Raw genomic sequence first — 21,890 nt, 5'->3', positions numbered from 1 at the left:
CTTGCTGGATTCTCACTCTCCGCACGCGACTCGACGCTGACACTCTTCTGATTCACCCTCTCGATCACCACACCGCTCGGCCGCCGTGCGGTCGCGGCGACACCCGGCAGTCCGGTGACGGACGACTCCAAGGCCGGCCCTCGTGGACCGGCCGAGACGTGATCTGCCTGACCGCGCCATACGGATCGCGGACAGGCAGATCGCTGTTGTTCGGTTCGTTCAGTGCTTCTGGGCGCGGCGCTTCCGGCTCATGAACGCGATGACCAGGCCCGCTCCCACCAGCAGACCGACGAGGGCGATCGCCTCTGACAGCCCGGACATACCGGTGTGCGCCAGCGAACCCGTGCTCCTGCCGGCCGGGGCCGGGTTGGCGGGCGGCGCGCCTGACGGCGGCGAGTCCGGGACCGGTGGTGAGGTCGGGCCCGGGGCCGGTGGTGAGGTCGGGGTCGGGGTATCGGTCGGGGCTGGGGTCGGGTGCGCGGTATCGGTCGGGGTCGGAGTCGGGTTCGCGGTATCGGTCGGAGTCGGGGTCGGCGTTGCCTTCGGGATGTACACCCCGGCGTCGATCGTGTGATCGACCCCGCCCGGCTCGTCCGGCGCCGTGACAGGCGCGGAGCCGTTGCACAACGGTCCGGTGGTCGGCAGGGTCACATTGGAGTCGTGCGCACGGTTGGCACCGGCCCGCGGGAGCGTGAACCGCAGCTCGCTCGCCGGGGGCTGCTCGGGCACCTGGCTGGTGTCCGCGGTGCACACGTCGAACTGCACCGTGTACTTCGCACCCGGCGTGAGCTCGTACTCGGCGCCGACACCACCGAAGTAGTACTCGCCGGCGGCATTGGTCCTCGTCGTGGCGACCTGTTTGCCGTTCGCGTCCCACAGGTTGATCGTCGCCCCCGGCAGCAGCACGTGCCCCGGGTCCTGGATCCCGTTGTGGTCGCCGTCGAACCACACCACGTTGCCGATCTGGATCGGCGCGTTCGCCGCCGCGTACGCGATGTCACCGAGCCCGCCGGCCTTGCCGAACCCGCCTTGTTCCCGGCTGACGAACTGGAACCCGTTGGCGGTCGGGTCGTTGCCCGGGCCCTGACCGGTCGTGATGTCGTGGTACCCGGTCCCTGAGGTCGCGACGTCGACGACCGGATCGAACTCCGTGCTGGCGACCCACTGCTGCTGCGGGATATGGGCCACCGACCCCAGCGCGGTCTCCTGGTGCGCGCCGCGGAAGAAGTCGCCCGGGAAGTATTCGACGACATCGGCGGCCTGACCGCCATTGTTGGCGGGGGTGGCGTGGTTGGGGCAGCTCCCGGTGCCTTCCCACTGGTATTCACCGGTGGGAGTGGCGCAGACCATGGTGATGTCACCACCGGACATGCCGTTCTCCGCCGTGTCGTTCCCCGGGCGGGGGTCCAGCCCTCCCCAACTGAGCACGTCCATGAACCGGTCGCGGAAACCCAGGATCATCGAGCCGTCGCGGGCGAAGGCGAGGGAGGCAAGCTCCGGCTGCGGATCGATGAAGACGTTGCCCGTCTTCCGGTCGTCCCACGTGTCCAGGCTGGTGTTCCACGGGTTCCAGTGGGTGGCCCTGTCGCCGGAACCGAAGACGCTGCCGCGTGCGCCCGTGAGCGGGTGGCTCAGCACCGTGGTGAACCGCTTGCCGTCATAGGTGGAGACGAAGGCTTTCAGGTCCGCGCGCTGCTGCGTGCTCTCCGCGCTGCACACGCCACCGACGTGCAGCGTGTTGTTGTGGACCTGGAGACCGAACGGCCGCCAGTCGTCGGAGCTCGCGCACCCCGGGTCCGGGATCGGGACCGTCGACTTGGGCGCCGCGGCGGTGTCCCCTGTCGCGTCGAAGCTCACCAGGCTGCGGGTCCGCAGGTTCACCGCGTACAGCGTGGAGCCGTCCTCCGACAGGGCCAGGCCACCGATGCTCTCCTTGCCCGGCGCGTCGGTGAACCCGGGATCCTTGATCATGTTGGCGGTGTCGTGCCGCGTCACCGCGGCGTCCGGCACCCGCGCGAACAGCTCCGGCGCACCCGATCCGTTGACCGGCACCGTGTAGATCGCGCCCCCGCCCTGCGGCCCGTACGGGGCGTACCGGCGGGCGAACGCGCTCTGGAACAGCCGGGTCCGGTGCTTGTCGTACGCCAACCCGAACGTCGTGCCCACCTGGTCCTGCGTGGCCAGCGTGGTCGGGCACGCCACATCGGTGGGACACGTGCCCCGGGCCTTCGTCCCGAACGCCACCAACGCCCGGTTGTCCGTGCCGTTGGCGCCGTTGTGGACCGGTACGAAATACCGCGAGTCCGGCAGCGCGTAGTCGGCCGGATCCCACACCCCCGTCACCACCGAGGCGTTCTTTCCGTCCGACACATCCACGAACGACGTGAAGCTGTCGAAGTGGTTTTCCGCCGTCGACGCAGGCGCCGCCCGCAGATAGTCGCTGTACGGTGCCGGGACGCTGACGTCGACGCGGTACTGGCCGCCGCTCAGCACGGTCGACTGCGCCACCACGACCTTGCCGGTGGCATCCGTGACGCCGGTGACGACGTGCCCAGCGGGGTCGGAGATCTCCACCTTCATGCCCCGCTGCGGCACGTCCATCGTCGCGTTGATCACGCCGGTGCCGAAGAAGTCGCGCAGCACCTCAACCGTCAGCGTGCCGTCGGCGGTCAAAGCGGCGGCCGGTCCAGCCGTCGCTCCCACGACGCCGCCTGCCAGCAAGAGAACGGATAACCCTATGCGCGCCAGCGGCCCCGCAAGTCTGCGGGCCGTCCGGCGTGAGTCTCTGCCGACTCGGTTCATGGCATCACGCTCCACACTTCTCTTGTGGTGAAAACGAAGCCCCCGCTTGTCGCCGCACGTCCACTTCGTGGCCCCGGACGCGGATGCCGACCGCGAACGCCACGGAAAAGAAAAAGGGCCCACCGCTGTCTTGTGGACCGCTTTGTGATGATCGTTTGAGGGCATTGCGGACGAGCCGTAAGTTCCGTGGGACAGGAAAAGCGAACGCGTGTTCAGTGCCTCGAACAAAACCACCCAGGGCCGTGTCTTTTCGCAGCTCAACCACGGTACCCTCGCCCCCACCGCTAACCTCACCGACCGCCATCGCGAGCAGCGCGCGATATCTTATCCGCTGGAGTCCCTCCGCCGCCAGCAGAACCCTTGGCATTCATCGGGATCCGCGATGACCCCCGAGCGCCCAGAGAATGGCGATCGGAAGAATGTGCGACAGCGGCGTAATGGTCGGATCCGGCCGATGAGGTGCGTCTACGCCCGGGTGACGCGTCTGGGACGCGCTCGTCACGCAGGGGTGTTGTGTAGCCGAGATTGGTCCACGGTTCGCCTGCTGCATGATTGTTGGGGCGTCAATTTTGTTATGCGGAAAGAGGATCCGAATTGTTGTGCGGAAAGGGGAGCCGAAGTCGTCGCACCGCTCGTCGACCAGGGCCTGGCCGAGCACTCCCGAGGCCCCGGTGAGCAGCAGGTTCGGGCGTTCACCCCGTGGCCGGAAGGGGGGACGCGGCAGTGGATGCGGGCGGCATTCACGGACTCCCCGCGGGTGCGGTGCAGGATGGCGGGGCGTGGTCCGGGGCGAGAACGCCTGGGATCAGGCGATGGTGAGCGGCCCATCGGCCAGGTACGCCGCCAGCGGACCGGTCATCCGCTGCCGTGCCGGCGGATGCAGGTCCAGCCCGTTGGCGCAGGTGGCGAGGTAGCCGACCTCATCAGAGGCCATGGAGTCGAGGTCGCCGAGCAGTTCGACCGCGCGCGGGACTACACGAGAGAGGGTGTCCTGCGCGCAGTACCGGACGTACAGCGAGTCGGCGAGCGCGATCGCCGTACGGCCCTCATCGGTGATGCGCTTGGCGGTGGCCTGTGCCCCGTCGAGGTTGATGCAGGATCCCCGGATGCGGGGTGAACGGGATCGGTCCGCGCAGGGCAGACCGGCGATGGGCGGCGGGCTTCCGCACGCCGTCCGGACGGCTGTGGGGTGAGGTGGTCCGGCTCCGCTCGCGTCCACGAGGGCAGCCGTCACCGATGTGCCGCGCCGGTCATGGCCGGCGTGGCACATCGTTCGGCAGGGATCACTCACGACGCGCGCGAGAACAGGCAGCCAACCGCCCGTTCGGCAGCGCCAGTTGTCGGCTGCGGGTGGCGGAGGCCATCACCGGCCCGCCGACGGAGCCGACCGGGAACACGGTGCCGGACCGGACCAGGGGAACGTCAGTCGTTCCAGGCGCCCGCCGCGGCGGCGCTCTTTGCGTACTCGGAGAAGCTCCGGGGGGCTCGGCCCAGCGCACGCTGTACGCCGTCGCCGAGTGTGGCGAGGCCGCCGGAGCGTACCTGCTCGTACAGACCGATCGACAGCTGCACCCACTCCTCGGGCACGCCCTGCGCGCGCTGCTCCTCCGCGTACGCCTCCGGGGTCAGCGGCACGTAACGGATGTCGCGGCCGGCGGCCCGGGCGATCTCCTCGACCGCCTCGCCGAAGGTCATCAACCGAGGCCCGCTGAGTTCGTAGTGGCACCCGGCGTGTCCGGCCTCGGTGAGCGCGACGACCGCCACCTCGGCGATGTCCTCGGCGTCGATGAACGCCTCCTTGCCGTCCCCGGCCGGCAGCCGTACCTCGCCGCTCAGCACGGGGTCGTACAGGAAGTCCTCGCTGAAGTTCTGGAAGAACCACCGAACCCGCAGCACGGTCCACTCCAGGCCGGAGTGCTCCAGCGCTCGTTCCGCGGCCAGGGCGGGCTCCTGGGCAGGGCCGCAGGCGTCGGAGGGCGTGGACAGCAGCACCGCGCGCCGGGCTCCGGCAGCCGCGGCCTGCCGGGCGAACGCGGCGACGGCCTCAGCGGCCTGTGGTGTGCCGAGGTCGGGGTGCACCAGGTACATCCCCGTCGTGCCGCGCAGCGCCGGAGCCCAGGTGCTCCGGTCGGTCCAGTCGAAGGACGGCGTACCGGACCGCGACGCCGCGCGGACCGCCACGCCCCGCTCCTCCAGCAACCGCACCACGCGGCGGCCCGTTTTGCCCGTAGCCCCTGTCACCAGGATCATCTCGTCGCTCATGAATGCAACTGAACCAGCCGCCATCCGCCCCAGCCATGCCACGCAAACTCAGCTCCATATCCGTTCGTCTACGCTGACCGGCATGGATCCACTCGCACTGACCAGCACGGATCCGCTGACCAGCCTGTTGAACGGGGTACGGACCAGTGGCGCGATCTTCAACCAGTCCTCCCTGACCGGCTCCTGGGCAGCGCGCTTCGAAGACCGCTCGCCCCTGGCCCTCGCAGTCCTCCTGCACGGCTCCGCCTGGATCACCCCCGAGGGCGGCGCCCCGGTCAGGATCGGCCCCGGTGACGTCGCGGTGCTGTGCGGCGGCGCACCGTACGTGATCGCGGACGACCCGGCCACCGAGCCGGACGTGGTGATCCATCCCGGGGGCCGCTGCACGACCACGCAGGGCGAGGAGACAGCCGTCGCGCGAGTTCCGGATGCCGGCACCTGGGACACGGCAGACGCGGACAGCACACTCCTCCTGAGCGGCCTGCACACCGTGGACAGCGGCGCCCCGACTCGACTGCTCGCCGCCCTGCCACTCCTGGCCGTCATCGAGGCGAACGTGGGCGCCTGCCCGGTCAGTCGGACGACTTTCGCGGAGATCACCCGTGAAGAGCCCGGGCAGCAGATCCTGTTGGACCGGACACTGGACCTGATGCTCATCACCGCCCTGCGCGCCTGGTTCACCCGCCCCGGCGCTCAGGTCCCCGCCTGGTACCGCGCCCACAGTGACCCCGTCGTCGGCCCCGCCCTGCGCCTGCTGCAAGCCGACCCCGCACACCCATGGACACTGCCGACCCTGGCTGCCAGGACAGGCGTGTCACGAGCGAACCTGGCCCGGCGCTTCACCGCCCTGGTCGGACTGCCGCCGATGACCTTCCTGCGGGAACGGCGCCTCGCTCTGGCCGCCGACCTGCTGCGCGAGCCCGACGCGACGCTCGCCACGGTGGCGGACCGCGTCGGGTTCGCCAACGCCTTCGCCCTCAGCGCCGCCTTCAAGCGGCAACACGGCATCAGCCCGAGCGAGTACCGCGCGCGAGAGACTCAAGCGGAGACTTGACTTCCGACTCGGCTGTACGAAGGCACGTCGGAGTTCGTCGAAGACCTGTTGGTCATGTGCACGTGCACGGTCTGCCGGCGCACCAGGCATCGGACATGGTGCACCGACGCTGAGCCGGTGAATGAACCGTGTGCCGTTCAGAAAAGCGTCGTCGGTGAGCTGGGGCTCTACTCGTTGTCGGCGTTCTTCGGCGAAGTCGAGCTGGACCTCGCACGCGTCGACCGTTCATTCAGCGCGCGGCTCGCTGTGCGTGACGATCTCGGCGATGACGGCTCCCCCGGCCGCCTCGGCGGCCTCCAGTGCCGGGGCGTCGACGAAGACCTTCAGCACGGCGCCCTAGGGATCAGGAGGAGAGCTCGGTCGTCGTTGACATATTCCGCTACAGCCCCTCCTGCCAGCCAGGACCACCTCCAGCCTGCGGCCGCTGTTGGTGCGGGCCCCCACGACGAAGTCACCCGAGAAAGGAGCTGCCGGGCGCGGGGCGGAGCGCCATCTCGCGGTGCCAGCCGCGCGGCAGGCCGGGCAACTCTGCACCCGGATGCGCTCACGCAGGTCGAAGCGCATCGGATGATCGCTCTGCACCGACACGGTGGCGCCGTCAGCGAACTGCCACCATTCGGACGCACGGTCTACGTCCTCAAGGGCCGCATCGTCAGGACCAGCAGTGCCGCCGAGACCGTGTTGAGGTAGCTGCGGGGCCGGACTCCCCCGGTAGCGCCAGGTCATCATCTGCCACCCGGAAGCGCGGTACGGCGCCGCGTCGCCTGGAGGTGGTGAAGAGCCGGGAGGGACCGGCGGCGCCCCACCGCACGAGCGCGAGCGTCGACGCCACCTCCTGAGCGCCCCCGGGCCGTGACATCACGCGCCCGGCGGATGGCAGAAAAGGTGGGAAGTACGTCATTGCTGCCATCCTTTCCGGCGGCCAGCATGGACGCCATGGAACAGCGCACCGTGCTCATCGTCCTCTTCGACGGCGTACTGAGCCTGGACTTCACCGGACCGCTGGAGGTCTTCGCCGGTGCGGCCGGCGCGGTCCCCGGCGCGTACGACATCAGGACCGGCAGCCTGGACGGCTCACCGGTGCGCACCTCCAGCGGGTTGTCGGTCACGCCGGACCTCGCGCTGTCTGGCGCGCCCACTCCGCACACCCTGATCGTCCCGGGCGGTGAGGGCACCCGGGCGATGGATCCGGAGGTCGTGACGTGGCTGCGGCAGAACGCCCGGGCGGCGCGGCGTCTGGTGTCGGTGTGCACCGGGGCCTACGCGCTAGCCGCGGCCGGGCTGCTGGACGGTCGCCGGGTGACGACCCATTGGGCGCTGTGGGAGGGGCTGGCCGAGCGGTTCCCCGCCGTGGAGGTGGACCCGGAGCCCATCTACATCCGCGACGGACCGGTGTCCACCTCCGCCGGGGTCACCAGTGGCATCGACCTCGCGCTCGCCCTCGTGGAGGAGGACCTCGGCCGTGATGTGGCGCTCACCGTCGCCCGCTTCCTGGTCGTCTTCCTCCGCCGCCCCGGCAGCCAGCGGCAGTTCAGCGTCCAGCTCGCGGCGCAGAGCGCACAGCGCCGTCCGCTGCGCGACATCCAGCAGTACATCGCCGAACACCCCGATGCGGACCTGTCCGTCACCGCCCTGGCCGAGCGGGCGAACCTGTCGCCCCGCCACTTCGCCCGCGCCTTCCGGGACGAGATCGGCACCTCGCCCGGCCGGTACGTGGACCAGGTGCGGCTCGAAGTGGCGCGGCGGCTGCTGGAGGACACCGGAGACGGGATCGAGGAGGTCTCCCGCGCCTGCGGCTACGGAACACCGGAGGCCATGCGCCGCGCCTTCGTCCGCGACCTGGGCACGGCCCCCGCCGAGTACCGGCGCCGGTTCCATCCCTGAGCACACGTCATCACCCCTTACCGAGAGGCACCATCGTGCAGATCGCGATCCTGCTCTACGAACACTTCACCGCCCTCGACGCCGTCGGCCCGTACGACACCCTGGCCGGACTGCCCGGCGCCCAGCCGGTGTTCGTGGCCGAACGCCGCGGCCCGGTGCGCAACGACAGCGGCAGCCTCCGCCTGGTGGCCGAGGCCACGCTGGAGGAAGTGACGCGGCCGGACGTCGTGCTGGTGCCCGGCGGCCCCTTCCCGGAGGAGCAGCAGAAGAACCCGGAGGTGCTCGCCTGGCTGCGGGCCGTGGACGCCACCACGACCTGGACCACGTCGGTGTGCACCGGTTCGCTGATCCTCGGCTCGGCCGGACTGCTCACCGGACGCCGTGCGACCACCCACTGGACCACCATGGGCCGCCTCCGGGCCCTGGGAGCGGAGGCCGTGGACGAGCGCTATGTGTTCGACGGCAAGTACGTCACCGCGGCGGGCGTCTCGGCCGGGATCGACATGGGCCTGGCACTGGCCGGGCGGATCGCGGGGGACGCCACCGCGCAAACCGTGCAGCTGATGCTCCAGTACGATCCCCAGCCGCCCTACGACTCCGGCTCACCGCACAAGGCCCCGGCCGAGCTGACTGCCCGGCTGCTCCGGCAAGGCGCTTAAAGCGTGTTACAGAAGGCCGTGATCAAGCAGTTTGAGCTGGGCTGTTGCCTGCTGAGCTGGTGGCCTGACGACAGTCGTTGACGGCAACGGGGGTGCACATCGCCGTATCGCGACACTCGTCCGCGCACCGAGCAGGCTGGCGCGAGGTGTCGTCAGACTGATCAGCACATCAGGGGTGACGAGCGCGATGAACGGGCCCGGCTCTACCACATCGACCAGACTTTGGTAGAAGGGCTCATGCGGGCTTTCGCGATCCCCGATGCCCGCCCCGACCTGCTGCGCGGTGAACCCGCCGTACCCGTCACCTGACGCATCTCCCCATCAGCCGCAGTTGTCGAGTTTCTCCTCGTCTCTCGGTGATGCGGTGCACCACGGCCTGCCCCTCTACCTCGATCTGTCGGTGATGCGGTTCCTGGAGCTCCGCCGCTCGGGCCACACCCCCGGCCCGGACGACTTCGACCAGGACTTCCCGGCCCTGATCGCCCGCCCCCTGTCCGACCTCACCCCCGACGAGCGGCACGTCCTGCGGCCGGTCGCCCTGCTGGACGCCTTCGACGTGGTGCTGGCGACCCGGGCCGCGGGCATGGCCCACGAGGCGCCGGCCACACGGCTGGTGGAGAGGCCGTTCGTCAGCGAAGACCCTTCGGCTTGTGGCCGTTCCACCTGCACGGGCTGATCCGCTCCACCATCCGCGCCGCGGATGACCAGACCGACGACCGCTGGTCACCCCGCGACCGGGCCCACGCCGCCCAGCGGGCCCTCGACGCACTCGGCGAGCAGTGGAACACCAGCCCCACCCGGAACCGGCTCCTGCTCATCGGCTGCTTGCGCCAAGGCCTGCGCCTCGCCCGCGACCACCATCTCGAGCTCGACTGGCTCGCGGACGCAGCCTGGTCCTACGTCAGCGACTCGATCGGGGAACCGCTCGCCCCACCCGCCCCACACGACCCTGGAGCCGGGTTGGAGACAGCAGCGGACGCCCTGTCGAAACCCTCAGCGCGCTCAGCCGCCGGCAGCACGAGCACCGCGACCGCACCGTCGACCGCCTCACCACGGTCGTCGACACCAACCTGCTGCCCACCGACCTGCACGAGCCCCGCCCTGGAAACCGCCCAGACCCTCGGCTGGGCCGGCCGCCACCACCGCGTGATGGGCGACGTGTGGTGGGTGCCGGGCGACATGACCTGCGCGGCCGCCGCGTATCAGGCCGCCCGCGGCGAAGCCGAGCAGCATGGTGTCGCCGGGGAGCGGGCCGCCTGCCAGGCCCAGTGCGCCTTCGTCCTGGCCTTCACCGACCCCGAGGTCGCTGACGACGAACTCGACCTCGCCGAGCAGCTACTCGCCGGACTCGACCTGCGCGCCACCAGCCTCACCACCCAGATCGCCGCCCTCCTCCGCGACGCCCTGCTCGCCACGGTCTCCCGGCTCCGCGAGCTGATCCATAGCGGCGACTACACCTACTACATCGACATCGCCCACTTCATGGGCGGCCTCGACCTTCCCCCAGAGCCCCCTCACAAGCACTCTGGCTGGACGGAGGACGGCAGACCCGCCACCGATGGCACGCTCTGCTCTGGTCACCACCCGGCGCGAACACTTGCGCTCGGCACAGTGACAGCCGACCATCTTCGGCGGGCCGCAGGATGAAGGGCCCGAATCCCAGCGACTGGGGTTCGGGCCCGAATGGGATCAGCTGAACTCCGGGTCCTGCCTGTTACCGACGGAACCGAGGACCATGCTGAACCGGGTCAGGTGCTGGTCTCGACGATGTCAGCGCACGGGTCTGTGGCGCTCGGCTCGGACCGGCAGACGCTGAGGTAGATCACACGCCCCTCTACGAGATCGCGGTCCACGGTGTAGCTGTACGGGTAGTCGACCGGCGCTCCGTATGTGGTCCAGGAGTCGCTGATGCCCTTGTAATTCCATTTCGCGTATACGCGCAGATTGTCGGGGTTGTTGTCCCAGATCTCGAAGCTGTCAGTTCCCGCTTCGTACGAGACGCCAGCCTCGTTGGGGAAGTCATCGCTGAGCTGTGTCCAGTTACTGACGGGTGCGGCCGTCGCCGGGGCTACCGCCAGGCCGAGCACCGCTGCACTACCTAAGGAAGCAGCGGCCAGCACCCTCATCATCGCTCTTTTCACTGTTCCACCTCGTTGACTCGAAGTCAGGTTGGATTCGGTCACGCTGCTGGATCCCAGCAGCGTGCCGTTCGGTTGCCGAGTTGCAAGGTTGGCTGGCGGGAGTGAGCTGGACAACGGTTTGGCTGTCCGGGACATGTCCGGGACAATCCCGGACAGCGTCCCAACAGGCCAGAAGCCCGGGCCGGTGGAAGGGCTCATGCGGGCTTTCGCGATCCCCGATGCCCGCCCCGACCTGCTGCGCGGTGAACCCGCCGCACGCGTCACCTATGGCGCAGCACTCGGACAGGCGTGCCGCCGCTGGGGGAGCAGCGGCGTCGCAACGGCGCCGACACCCCGCACCTCCGCCCGCCGACCGCTTATCCGCCACCGTCACACCCGCGCGGCTTCCCGGCGCCCCGGACCTGTTGGCGCAGGACTCGGTGGACGCGACGCTGGAGCTGGTCACCGCGCGTGCCGTGGAGATCGTCGAGGGGTGTGAGGCGGCCGGAATCCTGGTCTTCCGCGGCAAGCGGGTGGAAACCCTGGCCCCGACCGACGGGCTGGTGGTCCGCTGCGATCAGTTGCAGGAGCGGCTCGGTGAGGGCCCGGGCTTCGATGCCGCTCTCCGTAGCCAGCCGGTCTACCGAATCACCGACTTCACCGAGCCGCAGGAAGGGTGGCCCGAGTTCGCGAGCCAGGCCCGCGCACTGGGTGTCGGGAGCATGATGAGCTTCCTGCTCTACACGAGGGAAGAGGAGCTGGGCTCCCTGAATCTGTACTCGCGGCGGTCGGCCGCGTTCACCCAGGGCAGCGAGACCGTCGGCTGGCTGCTGGCCTCGCATGCCGCGGTCGCCTTCTCCAGCGCCCGCACGGCCGACCAGCTCCAGCACGCGCTCGCCGCCCGGCACACCATCGGTGAGGCCATGGGCATGCTCATGGAACGCCTCAAGATCAGCGAGGACGACGCGTTCAACACGGTGCGGCGGGTGTCCCAGGAGCGCAACATCAAGCTGCGGGACATCGCACGGCAGATCTGCGCGAGCGGCGGACTCGACGCCTGAGCGCCGAGGAGATGGCTCCACCGGCCCGCATTCTGGACCGGAGAAGCCTGGCCATCGCCTTCCCGCGCGGGACCCAGCAACGGCTTGCGGCCCGAGTACCCGCCATGTCGTCGTGGACCGTAGGCCCGGCAGAGGGGGTCGGGTCTGCAACGACTGACCGATGGCCGCGAGCGTCGGCCGGTTCGAAATCGCCGTGCGACTGCTCAGTTGGTCCAACTCGCGCCATGCACGCAAAGGTCTCGCGAGGAACGATCCACACGTGGCCTTTGCGTCGTCCGGCAGCCGGCGCCTGACGGGCTCAGTCGGGGCAGGCGCGATCCGGCAGCTCGGCGGGGACGGCACTCCGCTCCGAAGCCGTGAACCTCTGCTGGCCGACAACCCGGCAGAGTTGGTCACGCCACAGGGCGGGGTCGAGCCGGACGACGTCGAAACCCCGGCTGGGAGGGATCGCGAAGTCGTCCGGTGACTTGCTCAGCAAGACCTTCCCGTCCTGCGATGCGTTCAAAAAGGTCTGCGGCTTACCGAAGTCGTATGACGTGTCGTATGAACGGCCGCCTGCCTTGTAGATACGGGCCGAGTCGCCTTCGGCCAAGAGGAATCGCTGTCCGGCAAGGAAGCTCGCCACGAATCCACGACCTTCGCCGGATTGTGTGACCGGCCCGATCGGGCCCAGGGACCGTCTCGCCTCCCCGTCGGCCTGCACGGACCACAGTTCGACCATCGCCCCTCGGGCGTACACAGCCGCATACTTGCCGCTTGGGTCCATATGGACCGTCACGGAATCCGCCCCCACCCGGAACCCGAGTTCCTGTTCCTCCCGCTGCTCGCGCAGGTCCACCACATGCACATTGGCATCGCCTTCGACCTTGACCAGTACGTGGTCCTTCTTGGGATACGACCCCACCCAGAAGCCGGAGACAGGTGGGTCTTCCTGCGGGTCGAACGGCTTGGGGCCGCGCTTCGACAGCTTCAGATCACGCAGATCGACCGTCGACAGCCGCTGGCCCGTCTCGGGGTCCCAGCGATCCAGTCGGCCCTCCACCTGGGTCAGGAGCTCACCGCTGCTGAGGAAGTGGGCGGACGGTGCCTCCCGGTCGCCGAAGTGGTTCGCCCTGCCCAGGGGAAGGGTGATCTGTGATACCTCGCGCAGCGACGGCAAGGACCGGACGACGACCTTGTTGTACGCCACCACGTCGGCCATCAGCTTCTCGTTCCGGCCAACTGCCAGCGGCAGGTCCTCCGGTTCCTCCGCCCACACTGGACGCCCGCCGAGGTCATTCTTCGACAGCGGTCTGCTCGCGGCAAGGGACCTCATCTGCCGCAACGGGTCGACGAGCCTGATCCTTTGGTGTTCCTTCGTACCCTCTCGTCCGATCAGCCGTCGGCCGTGGTCGAGCAGCGTGGGCCCTGCGAGTTCGGGCTGCGGTCGGGTGGCCAGGGGCCGCGCGGTGACCTGAGTGCCCCGCGCGGTGACCAGGACGGGTGTTTCCGGTCCTCCGAGCAGCTGCGGGTTGGTCAGCTCGCCGTCGTCGGACTCGGCAAATCCGTCGGTCGTGGCCAGCTGCTTCCCGCTGGGTACGTCGACCAGTACGCGCCGGCTTTCGTCCTCCAGAACCATCCGGTGCCCCGCGCTGTCGACGGCCATGTCGTTGCAGCCGATCAGATTCTCGTCGGAGTAACGGCTGATCTCCCGGCCGTCCTTGACCCGTACCGCGCGGTAGACGACCTGCCGGTCGGAGTCGTCCCCGCCTTGCGTGCACATCACGGCCGTCGAGCCGTCACCCGACACCGCGGTCGAGCTGATCGTGGCTCCCAGCTTCCGGGGCTTTCCCGTACGGGCGTCCATGGCCACCACGGGGCCCATCTGGGCCAGGTTGGGGGTCTTGGCCTCCTCGTCCACCACGAGTGTGTGGTTGTCGGGACCGAACGACACGGAGAGGGCAGCCGGCGCCGAGAGCGGCAACGTCCGGTGCTTACCGGCCTCCAGATCCCACAGGTCGATCTGTCTGCCGGAGATCGTCGCGGCGCGCGTGCCGTCCTGGGAAAGGACAGCAATGCGGCGTTGGGCGAAGTCGATCCTCTTGTTGTCGTCGTGTGCGGTGCCACCGCCATGGAGGGTGTGGCCAGGCCCCAGCAGCGCCTTGGAGTCGGACCGCACCTCGTGCCAGACAAGCGAGCCCTTCTCCGTCGTGTAAGCGATTCGTCTGCCGTCCGCGCTGACCATCGGATAGCCCAGGTACCGCTCGACGGGGAACTGGACCCTGCGGACTTTCCCGTCCGCGCCCCGTACGAAGAGGGTCCCCCGGCCCAGTTCGGTGGTGATCAGAGTGATCGCGCCATCAGCGCTGGTCGCCATCGCGTCGATGGCGCCCTGCGTACCGGATACGGCCCACTGTGTATCGCGGTACCCCATGTAGCGCCGGAGAAGCTCATTGCTGGCCTCCCTCGTCGGCGCGGCCTCGTACGCCGCCATCGCCACTCGGGCCGCCAGCACCGGATCCTGCTCCGCCAGATCCGCCGAGATGCCGGCCAGCTCCCGCGAGTGTGCCTCGGCCTCCCGCTGTTCCTTGGCTCCCGACGTGACGACCAGGCTGGTGCTGAGCGTGACGAGCAACACCATCACCAAGGCTCCGGCCGCCCAGGCGGCACGCTTGGCTCTCATCACCTTCTGGCGGTGCTGCTGCCCCCTCTTCAGGAAGTTCCGCTCCCCCGCGGTCAGCTCCGCGCTCCGGCTGTCCAGCCACGGCCGTGCGGCCCGCAGCTCGTCCACGCCGGGTAACCGTTCCGTCCGCCGTTCCGACGCTTCCCAGCGTTCCATGTCCCGGCGCAGGCCCGCCCGCCAGGTCAGGAACGCCCGATCGTCCTCCACTCGCTGAGCGAGGCGGGGCCAGGCCCGGATCAGCGCTTCGTGCGCGAGTTCAACAGTCTCTCCCGCCTCCGGGCTGCTCCCCAGGACCAGCAGCCGCTGCCGGGCGAGCGCCTGGGCGATCCGCCACCGCTGCTGACCCGCCTCCTCGCGGGTGAGGACGTTGCGCAGGGTGCCCTCGCCGCCCGGGAGCACCCGCACCAGCCCGGTCAGCAGCCGCAGCGCCGTATCCGTGTCCTGGTCCGCCACGGACGCACGCCAGATGGTCTCGGCCTGCTGGCCCAGGGCGCCCTGCACGCCGCCCAGTTCCTGGTAGGTGTCGAAGCGCAGGACTCCGTGCCGCTGCTCGCGCCACAAGCGCTCCAGGACGAAGCCCAGCAGCGGCAGCGCGCCCGGCTCGGCGCCCGCGTCATCCAGCATGGCCGTGACGAGTCCCGGGTCATACTCCACACCCGCGACGGTCTCCACAGGCCGGATGATCACCGCACGCAGTTGCTCGCGGTCCATCGGGGCGAGGGCGTGGACCGTACGGCTGAGCGCCGGACCAGTTGCCGGATGGGACAGCGCGGCCTCCAGGAAGTCCGCGCGCAAGGTGACCAGGACCCGCAGCTCCTCTGGCGGGTCGGCGGGAAACAGCACCCCAGCCGCAGCCTGGGCCGCCTCCCCGCCGCCCGCGAACAGCTCCTCCCCCTGGTCCAGGACGACCAGCAGGCGACCCGCCCCCGACTCCTCCAGCACCAGCCGGATCGTCTCCGCGAGCCTGCCGGGCTCGCTCAGCAGCGGCTCCAGCTCCCGCGTCCTGAGCAGTTTTTCAGTGCCGCGCAGTTCCGGGTGCAGCAGCGCCACCAGCTCCGAGGCGAGTGTGGTCAGCAGCGACCGCCCGGCGGCCGGCCGTACGACGAGGGCTTCGAAGCCCTCGGTACGCAACCGCGGTACGACACCGGCCAACGCCAGGGAGGATTTCCCGCTGCCCGACGGCCCCACCATCGTCACGTACGGATGCGCCCGTACGAGCCGGGCGATGTCCTCGGCCTCCGCCTCCCGCCCGAAGAAGACCGCCGCGTCCTCCTCCCGGAAGGCGGCCAGCCCACGGAACGGGGTCGCCGGGCGCAGCACCTCGGCCAGCTCCGGCACCGCCTGTGCGATCATGCGCGTCGCTATCAGAAAGCTCTGCCGCCGCTCCCCGGTGACCTGAGCTCTGGTCACCATCCCCACAACGACACCCAGTTGCTCGTCCCACACCGGGCTGCCGCTGAAACCGCCCTGTACGGGAGCGGCCTCGCCGTCGGCCGCCGAGAACTGCACCCATCCCTCGGCGGTCCCGCCCAGCAGCCTCCCCCGGTGCCAGACGCCCCCCGGCGAGGTCGCCGGGAACCCGGCCACGCGTGCAGCGTGCTCCCAGACGGTGTCCGCCTCCGCCATGCGCGTTGGCCGCGCCCCCGGGATCGGAGCCGTCAGCCGCAGTACAGCGATGTCGCCCCTGCCGTCGGGGGCGGTGGGCACCCAATGCTCGACCTCGGCGCTTGCGCGTCCTCGCCCACCGCCGTCCAGCGGCAGGTCGACGGTGAGGCACACCCCGTCGGGCCGGGGCGCATCCCGCGGAAGCGACAGCGCATCGCACACGACGTGCGCACAGGTCAGCGCGAGGTCGCTGGTGATCAGAAATCCCGCCCCGCCGATGGCTCCGTCGGCTCCATCGGCGCTGTCCGGCGCGCGTACTCGCAGGATTGCTGCCCCCAGCACCGCCTCGGGGCTACGCGAATCCGGCACGACAATTCCCCCCTCTTGCTCCCCCATCCCCGCCAACTCCACAGCGGAGTATGGCAACTCCTGAGGTCTGTACGGCGGTGGAGGTCTTTCACCTCCACTCGACAATCGAGCGCCTCACGGCGCACGTGGTCGAAGTGGCAGACCCGGTCGGTGTAGAGCTTGGTCGTCAGCTGGCCGCCGCAGCCGCCGAGCAGCAACCCGCACCACAACGTGTCGTGCTCGTGCCAGTGACGGAAGGCGTCCAGCTCGATCGGCCCCAACAGCAGCATCAGCGGCTCCTCCGCGTCCGCGCTACCCAATACCGCCGTCTGGATCTGCCGCCTGTCGTCCCGCAAGGAATCCCCACCCCTTCGCCCCAACTCATGGTGCCACCACCAGCATTGGTCCCTCCAGAAGGGATTGCGTCCCGGCGGGGAGGACGACCATCGGTCAGCTGACCTCGCAGCTGGCTGCTCGGGCCCGAACGCCGGAAACACATACGAGTTGAACTCCCCGTGCCAGATCGTCCGTCCGCTGCATGCTCCACATCCCGATCGGTGACGCGTGGTGGTAGCCGTGAGCCTGAGTCGTGTCGGTCGGTTGTGCTTACGGCTGATCTGGGGTGTGGACCTCCCACACGGGGATCTGAGCGGCGCGCGCGGAGCGGATACCGGCGGCGAGGTCGGCTGCGCGGAACCATGTCAGCGCCGAGATCGATCATCTGCTGGTTCAGCCGACGACCAGCAGTCGGACAGTAAGCCACTCCGTCTGACCGACGGCCCCTGGACCGCGCAGCAGGCACGCAACCTCCTGATGGAACTGGGTCACCGAGCCTCCGAGTTCGCGTTCCTGGTGCGTGACCGGGCCGGACAGTTCACTACCTCCTTCGACGCTGTCCTGGCCAGCGCCGGCATCACGGTCGTGAAGATCCCTCCACGCAGCCCACGCACGAACGCGTGCGGATTCGTGCTCACCGTCCGGTCCGAGGTCACCGACCGCATGCTCATCCTCGGCCAGCACCATCTGCGCAGCGTCCTGGACGAATACGCCCGCCACTACAACGGGCGAAGATCTCGTCGATCAGCACGCCAAGCTCACTCATCAACGCCATCACCTTCGCTCGCTTGGCACACTTTTTTCCAGCGAGACCTCCGCGGACTGTCTCGCTGCGGCGCCACAGAGCCGGATACGGCGCTCACACTCTGGGAGTGCCCTATCTGCCGACGGACGCCAAGGGGCTTTGCCGCGCCTTGACGCAGACCCTCCACGGCGACCAGGACACCCGCGTGCGGACTGCCTGCGAAAACTGGCCCCGGAGAGAGCACCGGCAGTCCGTGCTCCCCCTGTCGCATGGGGAGCACGGTGCCGTGCTCCCACCCCGAAAGGGAGTCGAGGGCCGACAAGGGGTACTTATGCCTCTCGATGCAGAAGGCATCCGGATCGATGGGGTGACCTCAGGGGCATACGGTTGACGACGGCACGCAGGGGCTCGGTACGGCGCTGTAGGTCTAGAGACACGTCATCACTCGCCGCGCCAAAGGACACCCGTACCACGCTCACGCTCCTATATTCTGCCCTCTGTCCTCGACGTCCATGAGCAGGTTGCGGGCGAGCTGAGTGACCCATGTGCCGCGCAGGACGCGCCGGATCGTGGCGGCGGCGACCCGATGGCCAAGCCGCCGCAGCTCACCTTGAATCCTGACGTATCCCCAGGTCGGGTTCTCTCGCGCCAAACGCTGAATGAGCGCGACCGTCCCTTCCGGCAATGATGGCCGGCCAGGTCCGACCGCCGTCTGGCGCCACTTCCAGCGCACCAGACGCCGGTGCCAGGTCAGCAGCGTGCCCGGGGTGACCAGCCGATGGCGACGTAAGACGGAGGGAAGGTGCCGCGCGAGAGCGGAGAACACGGCACGATCAGCCCACGAAAACCGCGGCCGCTCGACCTGCCGGCGAAGTACAGCGACCTCATGACGAAGCACGAGGATCTCAGCATGGTTCGCGGCGGTCGATCGGCCCAGCAAGAGTAAGCAGCCCAGTAGTCGACGGAAGATCAGGTAGAGCAGTCGCAGACCCACAATCATTGATCATGCCCACACGCAAGCGATCTCAAAGCCCCAGGTCAACCACCGTACGGCAATAAAGACACCCTTCAGGCATGGAGCGGCTTGTTCCAGGGCTCTGTGCGGGCGGTGTTCGTTGTAGAGGGCCTCGTACTCGCGCAGGGCATGGAGGAGGTGGCTCTGGTTCCAGTTCAGGGTCCGGTCCCCGCGACGCCGTCGCCGCCATTGGCAGCGCCCTGGAGCGCGCCGACCGGGAACGCCCCGCCACCGGCCCTGGCAGTGCGTCAGAAAGGCAGGCGGCCTGAGACCTCAATCCTCTCCATGCCTGCCGCGGCCTCTCCCTGCACGATGCCTCCGGCCAGGGGCGCCGTGGCAGCCACAGAGCGGCGCTCACGTGATGCCATCACGTGTCACACGAACGCAATCAGCGGGTCTGCCATCACTGGCAAACCCGCTGGTCACACCGTCGGGACGACAGGATTTGAACCTGCGACCCCTTGACCCCCAGCAGCTCGACGCTCCCACACCACGTACGCGCTCCTCTCCCCCGTCCGCAGAGGCATTCCGTTCCGCGGGAACGGACCAGCGTCAGGGAACAGGCTGTAGGAGACAACCACTGTCACTCTGCCGACGGCAGGCCGGACTCATGGGCGAGGATCGCGGCTTGGACGCGGTTGGCGCAGTCCAACTTGGCCAGGATGTTCCGGACGTTCGTCTTGACCGTGCCCTCCCCCAAGTAAAGCCTTCTGCCTGCCTCGGCGCTGGACAGTCCGAGGCCGACCAGTACGAGGACCTCCCGCTCGCGTGCCGTCAGCACGTCCACCAGACGCCGCGCCCTGGCGGTGCGCCGGGCATTCGTGTCCATGATCGAACACTAAGGGGACCATGAGCCGAGCTGTGCCACCAGCCGTAGACAACGCCGTCGGTGGGTCAGTCCGCCAGCCCGTAGAAGTGCATCGGTGAGTTCGGCTCGAAGCCGATCCGCGGGTACACGGGTGCCCCGGCGGCGGTCGCGTGCAGAGTGGCGCGGGTCAGGCCGGTGGCGCGGGCGCCCTCATACAGCGCCTTGCGCGTCACCGCCTCGCCGTACCCTCGACGCTGCGCGTCCGGATCGGTGGCGACGAGCACGACGAACAGGCGGCCCTGCGCCCCGACCGTCGCGGCACAGGCGACCGGGACACCGTCCCGCAGGGCCAGGTAGGCGTACACCTCCTTCTTCCACAACGTGGAGCCGACGATGCCGTCGCGGCCTTCCTCGAGGGGAAAGCCGTAGGCGCGCGAGTTGATGTCCGCGTAGGCCCGCAGCTGTTCGTCGGTGGTCACCCGCTCGAACGTCAGGTCCAGGTGGTGCGGCTCGGGGATCGGCAGAAGGTCGCCCGCCATGCCGGTACCGGGAAAGGCATAGACCAGGCCCGCGCGCTGTGCCGCCTCTCCCAGTGCCGCGCGCGCGTCGTCCGCGAGTAAGTCCTCGAAGAGCCACAGGAAGCCCGGCTGCTTCTTGGACCGCATGATGTCCGCCGCTTGCCCTAGACGCTGGTCGAGGAGCGCCGCGTCCGCTCCGACGTCGGTCAGTGTCACCGCGTTCCAGAAGGCGAAGCGGCAGTCGGCCCAGCGGACGGCGACACCAGGAAGATCCCGTACGTCCGCCTCCTCGTCCCGGTCGAGCACCATGGCGCGCCAGACCGTGGAGAGCTGCTCCACCGATTCGACCGCGGCCGTCAGATCTGTCACCGCAAACCCCTCACATTGTCGTGTGTGCAATGCCCTTCGTCCTATACAACGCTGCCCATCGGCCGGAGGTTCGGATTCCGCCGTGGCGCATCGCGGCACCGGGGTCCGAGGTGACGGCCGAGGACGCCTTCGCGTGGCGTGGCTCGGAGCCGTTGCGAGCAGTCCCGGGCTCCCGCTCGGACCGCCCCCGCCGCGCAGTCGAACGCGCCGTCCCCTTCGGCCTGTTCGCCACCTGATCACTCAAAACTGCGAAACACGAGCGACGGCAGCGCGCGAACCACGCATCGAGCGTGCCCTGGAGGTGGCCGAGGAGGCAGCGATTGGTGCGCCGATCGCATGGGTGGAGCGAGTGTCGTCGGAATCTTGATGGCACTCGCTCAACCGCGTCCAAGCACAGTGCCTCACTCCGCTTGATCACATCCGACCTCGAGACCGCCGGTCGAACAACGGCACCTGACATCTTTGTGAAAGGTAAGTATATTCGATCGATTTCGGCCTCAGGGCTTGGAATCGCGATAGTGGCACGAGAAACCTTGATGGCTAATTCAACACTCCAGCAAATGCTGGAAATGCCATAACTCGGACACCACCCCTCTCGACATGCAACCCGAAGTAACACTCACCGCCACCCCGCAACAAGCCCTTGCCCTCGGCGCGAGAACACCCACAACCCCAACGAAACGAATCAAGACAATCGTTGCTGTTTACATCGATGTCACTTGAAGTAGTTGACGCAAGATCAATCCGTGAGCAAGGGTGGTCACTCAAGGGATTCATTCGATCACACACCGATTCATGGGGTATTGATGCGAGAAAACGAAATGCTGGTCACGTCGATGCACGGGGGCGTGGACTTAACATACGCAGCCCTAGCACTAGAGGCGGCGAAGGAGGGTGCCAGGGCCATTGATGAACACGCGGCGGAATTCCTCCAGTCGGTCACCAGCAAGGGAGCCCGCTACGACCTCGTGACTCGCGCCGACAAGGAAGCAGAGCGCGCGATCATCAGCCACCTCTCGGACCGAAGCCCGAGCGACGGGATCCTCGCCGAAGAGACCGGGTCTCGGGAGGGGACCTCTGGGCTGCGTTGGGTGATCGACCCCATCGACGGGACCACGAACTTCGTGCACGGGCGACGAGACTTCGCCGTCTCGGTCGGCCTTGAGGCACGCGACGGGATCTTTGCGGGCGCCGTGGTTCGGCCTGCTCACGGAGACTGGGCTGCCGCCGAAGGAGACCGGATCTACTCCAGCGTCGAACGCCCGATGTCGGTCTCCTCGGTCAAGGTGAACGAGGCTCTGGTTGCAGTTGGCCTGTGCCACGACGCCACCGCACGGGCGTTCACCTTGCAGCAGATCGTGCCGGTCCTGGTCTCTCATGTCCAGGACTGGCGCTGGGTGGGATCCGCCGCCTGCGACCTCTTCTCGGTGGCCGACGGTTCGCTCGACGGCTACGTCGGAATCAATCTCAACATCTGGGACATCGCGGCCGGTATCGCTCTCGTGAAGGCCGCCGGAGGCCATTGCGAAACCGTTCGGGCCGGGCAGATCGACGCCTTCCTCGCGGGCTCTCCCGAAGTCGTCACCGGGCTGAAGTACGCCCTCGCCGACCTGTGAACTCCAGGGAAACGATTCAGAAAGGG

General features: G+C 68.7%; 16 protein-coding genes and 2 pseudogenes. 7 read left to right on the top strand and 11 right to left on the bottom strand.

Going from position 1 to position 21,890, the window contains the following annotated elements; translation table 11 throughout:
• Positions 1-219 precede the first annotated feature (219 nt).
• From HYQ63_RS36710 to HYQ63_RS36700, 3 genes are all read right to left on the bottom strand, one after another.
• Positions 220-2,703, bottom strand: coding sequence for an SdrD B-like domain-containing protein (locus HYQ63_RS36710; RefSeq protein ID WP_179938007.1), 2,484 nt, complete (start codon positions 2,701-2,703; stop codon positions 220-222).
• Positions 2,704-3,607: 904 nt separating this feature from the next.
• On the bottom strand, positions 3,608-4,021 hold the full coding sequence (locus HYQ63_RS46185) for a hypothetical protein (protein ID WP_373689177.1): 414 nt from the start codon (positions 4,019-4,021) through the stop codon (positions 3,608-3,610).
• 203 nt (positions 4,022-4,224) lie between these two features.
• Complete coding sequence (locus HYQ63_RS36700) at positions 4,225-5,064, bottom strand: NAD(P)H-binding protein (protein ID WP_179938006.1); 840 nt, start codon at positions 5,062-5,064, stop codon at positions 4,225-4,227.
• 82 nt (positions 5,065-5,146) lie between these two features.
• On the opposite strand from HYQ63_RS36700, the gene HYQ63_RS36695 reads away from it, so the two are divergent.
• Entirely contained in the window at positions 5,147-6,118 is a 972-nt protein-coding gene (locus HYQ63_RS36695; protein WP_179938005.1) for an AraC family transcriptional regulator, read from the top strand.
• Between the two features lie 384 nt (positions 6,119-6,502).
• Here the strand turns inward: HYQ63_RS36695 and HYQ63_RS45210 are convergent.
• Positions 6,503-6,682 (bottom strand): annotated as a pseudogene (locus HYQ63_RS45210) (serine/threonine-protein phosphatase); the annotation flags it as partial.
• 372 nt (positions 6,683-7,054) lie between these two features.
• Between HYQ63_RS45210 and HYQ63_RS36690 the strand changes: the two are divergent.
• The 4 genes from HYQ63_RS36690 (at position 7,055) to HYQ63_RS36675 (ending at position 10,308) form a co-directional block, all read left to right on the top strand.
• Positions 7,055-8,002, top strand: coding sequence for a GlxA family transcriptional regulator (locus tag HYQ63_RS36690; protein ID WP_179938004.1), 948 nt, complete (start codon positions 7,055-7,057; stop codon positions 8,000-8,002).
• Positions 8,003-8,037: 35 nt separating this feature from the next.
• On the top strand, positions 8,038-8,661 hold the full coding sequence (locus HYQ63_RS36685; RefSeq protein ID WP_179938003.1) for a DJ-1/PfpI family protein: 624 nt from the start codon (positions 8,038-8,040) through the stop codon (positions 8,659-8,661).
• A 364-nt stretch (positions 8,662-9,025) separates the two neighbouring features.
• The gene (locus tag HYQ63_RS36680) at positions 9,026-9,337 is read left to right on the top strand and encodes a hypothetical protein (protein ID WP_179938002.1); all 312 of its coding nucleotides are present in this window, start codon (positions 9,026-9,028) and stop codon (positions 9,335-9,337) included.
• Entirely contained in the window at positions 9,310-10,308 is a 999-nt protein-coding gene (locus HYQ63_RS36675) for a hypothetical protein (RefSeq protein ID WP_179938001.1), read from the top strand. The genes HYQ63_RS36680 and HYQ63_RS36675 overlap by 28 nt, the downstream gene beginning before the upstream one ends.
• A gap of 101 nt (positions 10,309-10,409) precedes the next feature.
• On the opposite strand, the gene HYQ63_RS36670 is transcribed toward HYQ63_RS36675, so the two are convergent.
• Positions 10,410-10,844, bottom strand: coding sequence for a hypothetical protein (locus HYQ63_RS36670; RefSeq protein ID WP_179938000.1), 435 nt, complete (start codon positions 10,842-10,844; stop codon positions 10,410-10,412).
• Positions 10,845-11,221: 377 nt separating this feature from the next.
• Here HYQ63_RS36670 and HYQ63_RS36665 point away from each other — a divergent pair, with 377 nt between their 5' ends.
• Positions 11,222-11,842 (top strand): GAF and ANTAR domain-containing protein, encoded by a 621-nt coding sequence (locus HYQ63_RS36665; protein WP_306664861.1) that lies wholly within the window; start codon positions 11,222-11,224, stop codon positions 11,840-11,842.
• Between the two features lie 298 nt (positions 11,843-12,140).
• On the opposite strand, the gene HYQ63_RS36660 is transcribed toward HYQ63_RS36665, so the two are convergent.
• The 6 genes and pseudogenes from HYQ63_RS36660 to HYQ63_RS36640 form a co-directional block, all read right to left on the bottom strand.
• Entirely contained in the window at positions 12,141-16,478 is a 4,338-nt protein-coding gene (locus HYQ63_RS36660) for a serine protease (RefSeq protein ID WP_179937998.1), read from the bottom strand.
• A gap of 708 nt (positions 16,479-17,186) precedes the next feature.
• Entirely contained in the window at positions 17,187-17,480 is a 294-nt protein-coding gene (locus HYQ63_RS36655; protein ID WP_179937997.1) for a hypothetical protein, read from the bottom strand.
• Positions 17,481-18,013: 533 nt separating this feature from the next.
• Positions 18,014-18,532, bottom strand: a complete 519-nt coding sequence (locus tag HYQ63_RS36650) for a helix-turn-helix domain-containing protein (protein WP_257232373.1) — start codon at positions 18,530-18,532, stop codon at positions 18,014-18,016.
• Positions 18,533-18,610: 78 nt separating this feature from the next.
• A pseudogene (locus HYQ63_RS45205) lies at positions 18,611-18,736 on the bottom strand (integrase); the annotation flags it as partial.
• A gap of 400 nt (positions 18,737-19,136) precedes the next feature.
• Complete coding sequence (locus HYQ63_RS36645) at positions 19,137-19,382, bottom strand: response regulator transcription factor (RefSeq protein WP_179937996.1); 246 nt, start codon at positions 19,380-19,382, stop codon at positions 19,137-19,139.
• 65 nt (positions 19,383-19,447) lie between these two features.
• Positions 19,448-20,188 carry a GNAT family N-acetyltransferase gene (locus HYQ63_RS36640; protein ID WP_373689234.1) on the bottom strand — a complete coding sequence of 247 codons (741 nt, stop codon included), beginning with the start codon at positions 20,186-20,188 and terminating at the stop codon, positions 19,448-19,450.
• A gap of 866 nt (positions 20,189-21,054) precedes the next feature.
• On the opposite strand from HYQ63_RS36640, the gene HYQ63_RS36635 reads away from it, so the two are divergent.
• On the top strand, positions 21,055-21,864 hold the full coding sequence (locus HYQ63_RS36635; protein ID WP_179937994.1) for an inositol monophosphatase family protein: 810 nt from the start codon (positions 21,055-21,057) through the stop codon (positions 21,862-21,864).
• The last annotated feature ends 26 nt before the right edge of the window (positions 21,865-21,890 follow it).

This window comes from Streptomyces sp. Rer75 (assembly GCF_013414305.1).
Classification (GTDB): Bacteria; Actinomycetota; Actinomycetes; order Streptomycetales; family Streptomycetaceae; genus Streptomyces; species Streptomyces himastatinicus.
The sequence above is the reverse complement of the archived record's forward strand: the minus strand, read 5'-3'. Positions and strand labels throughout refer to the sequence as shown.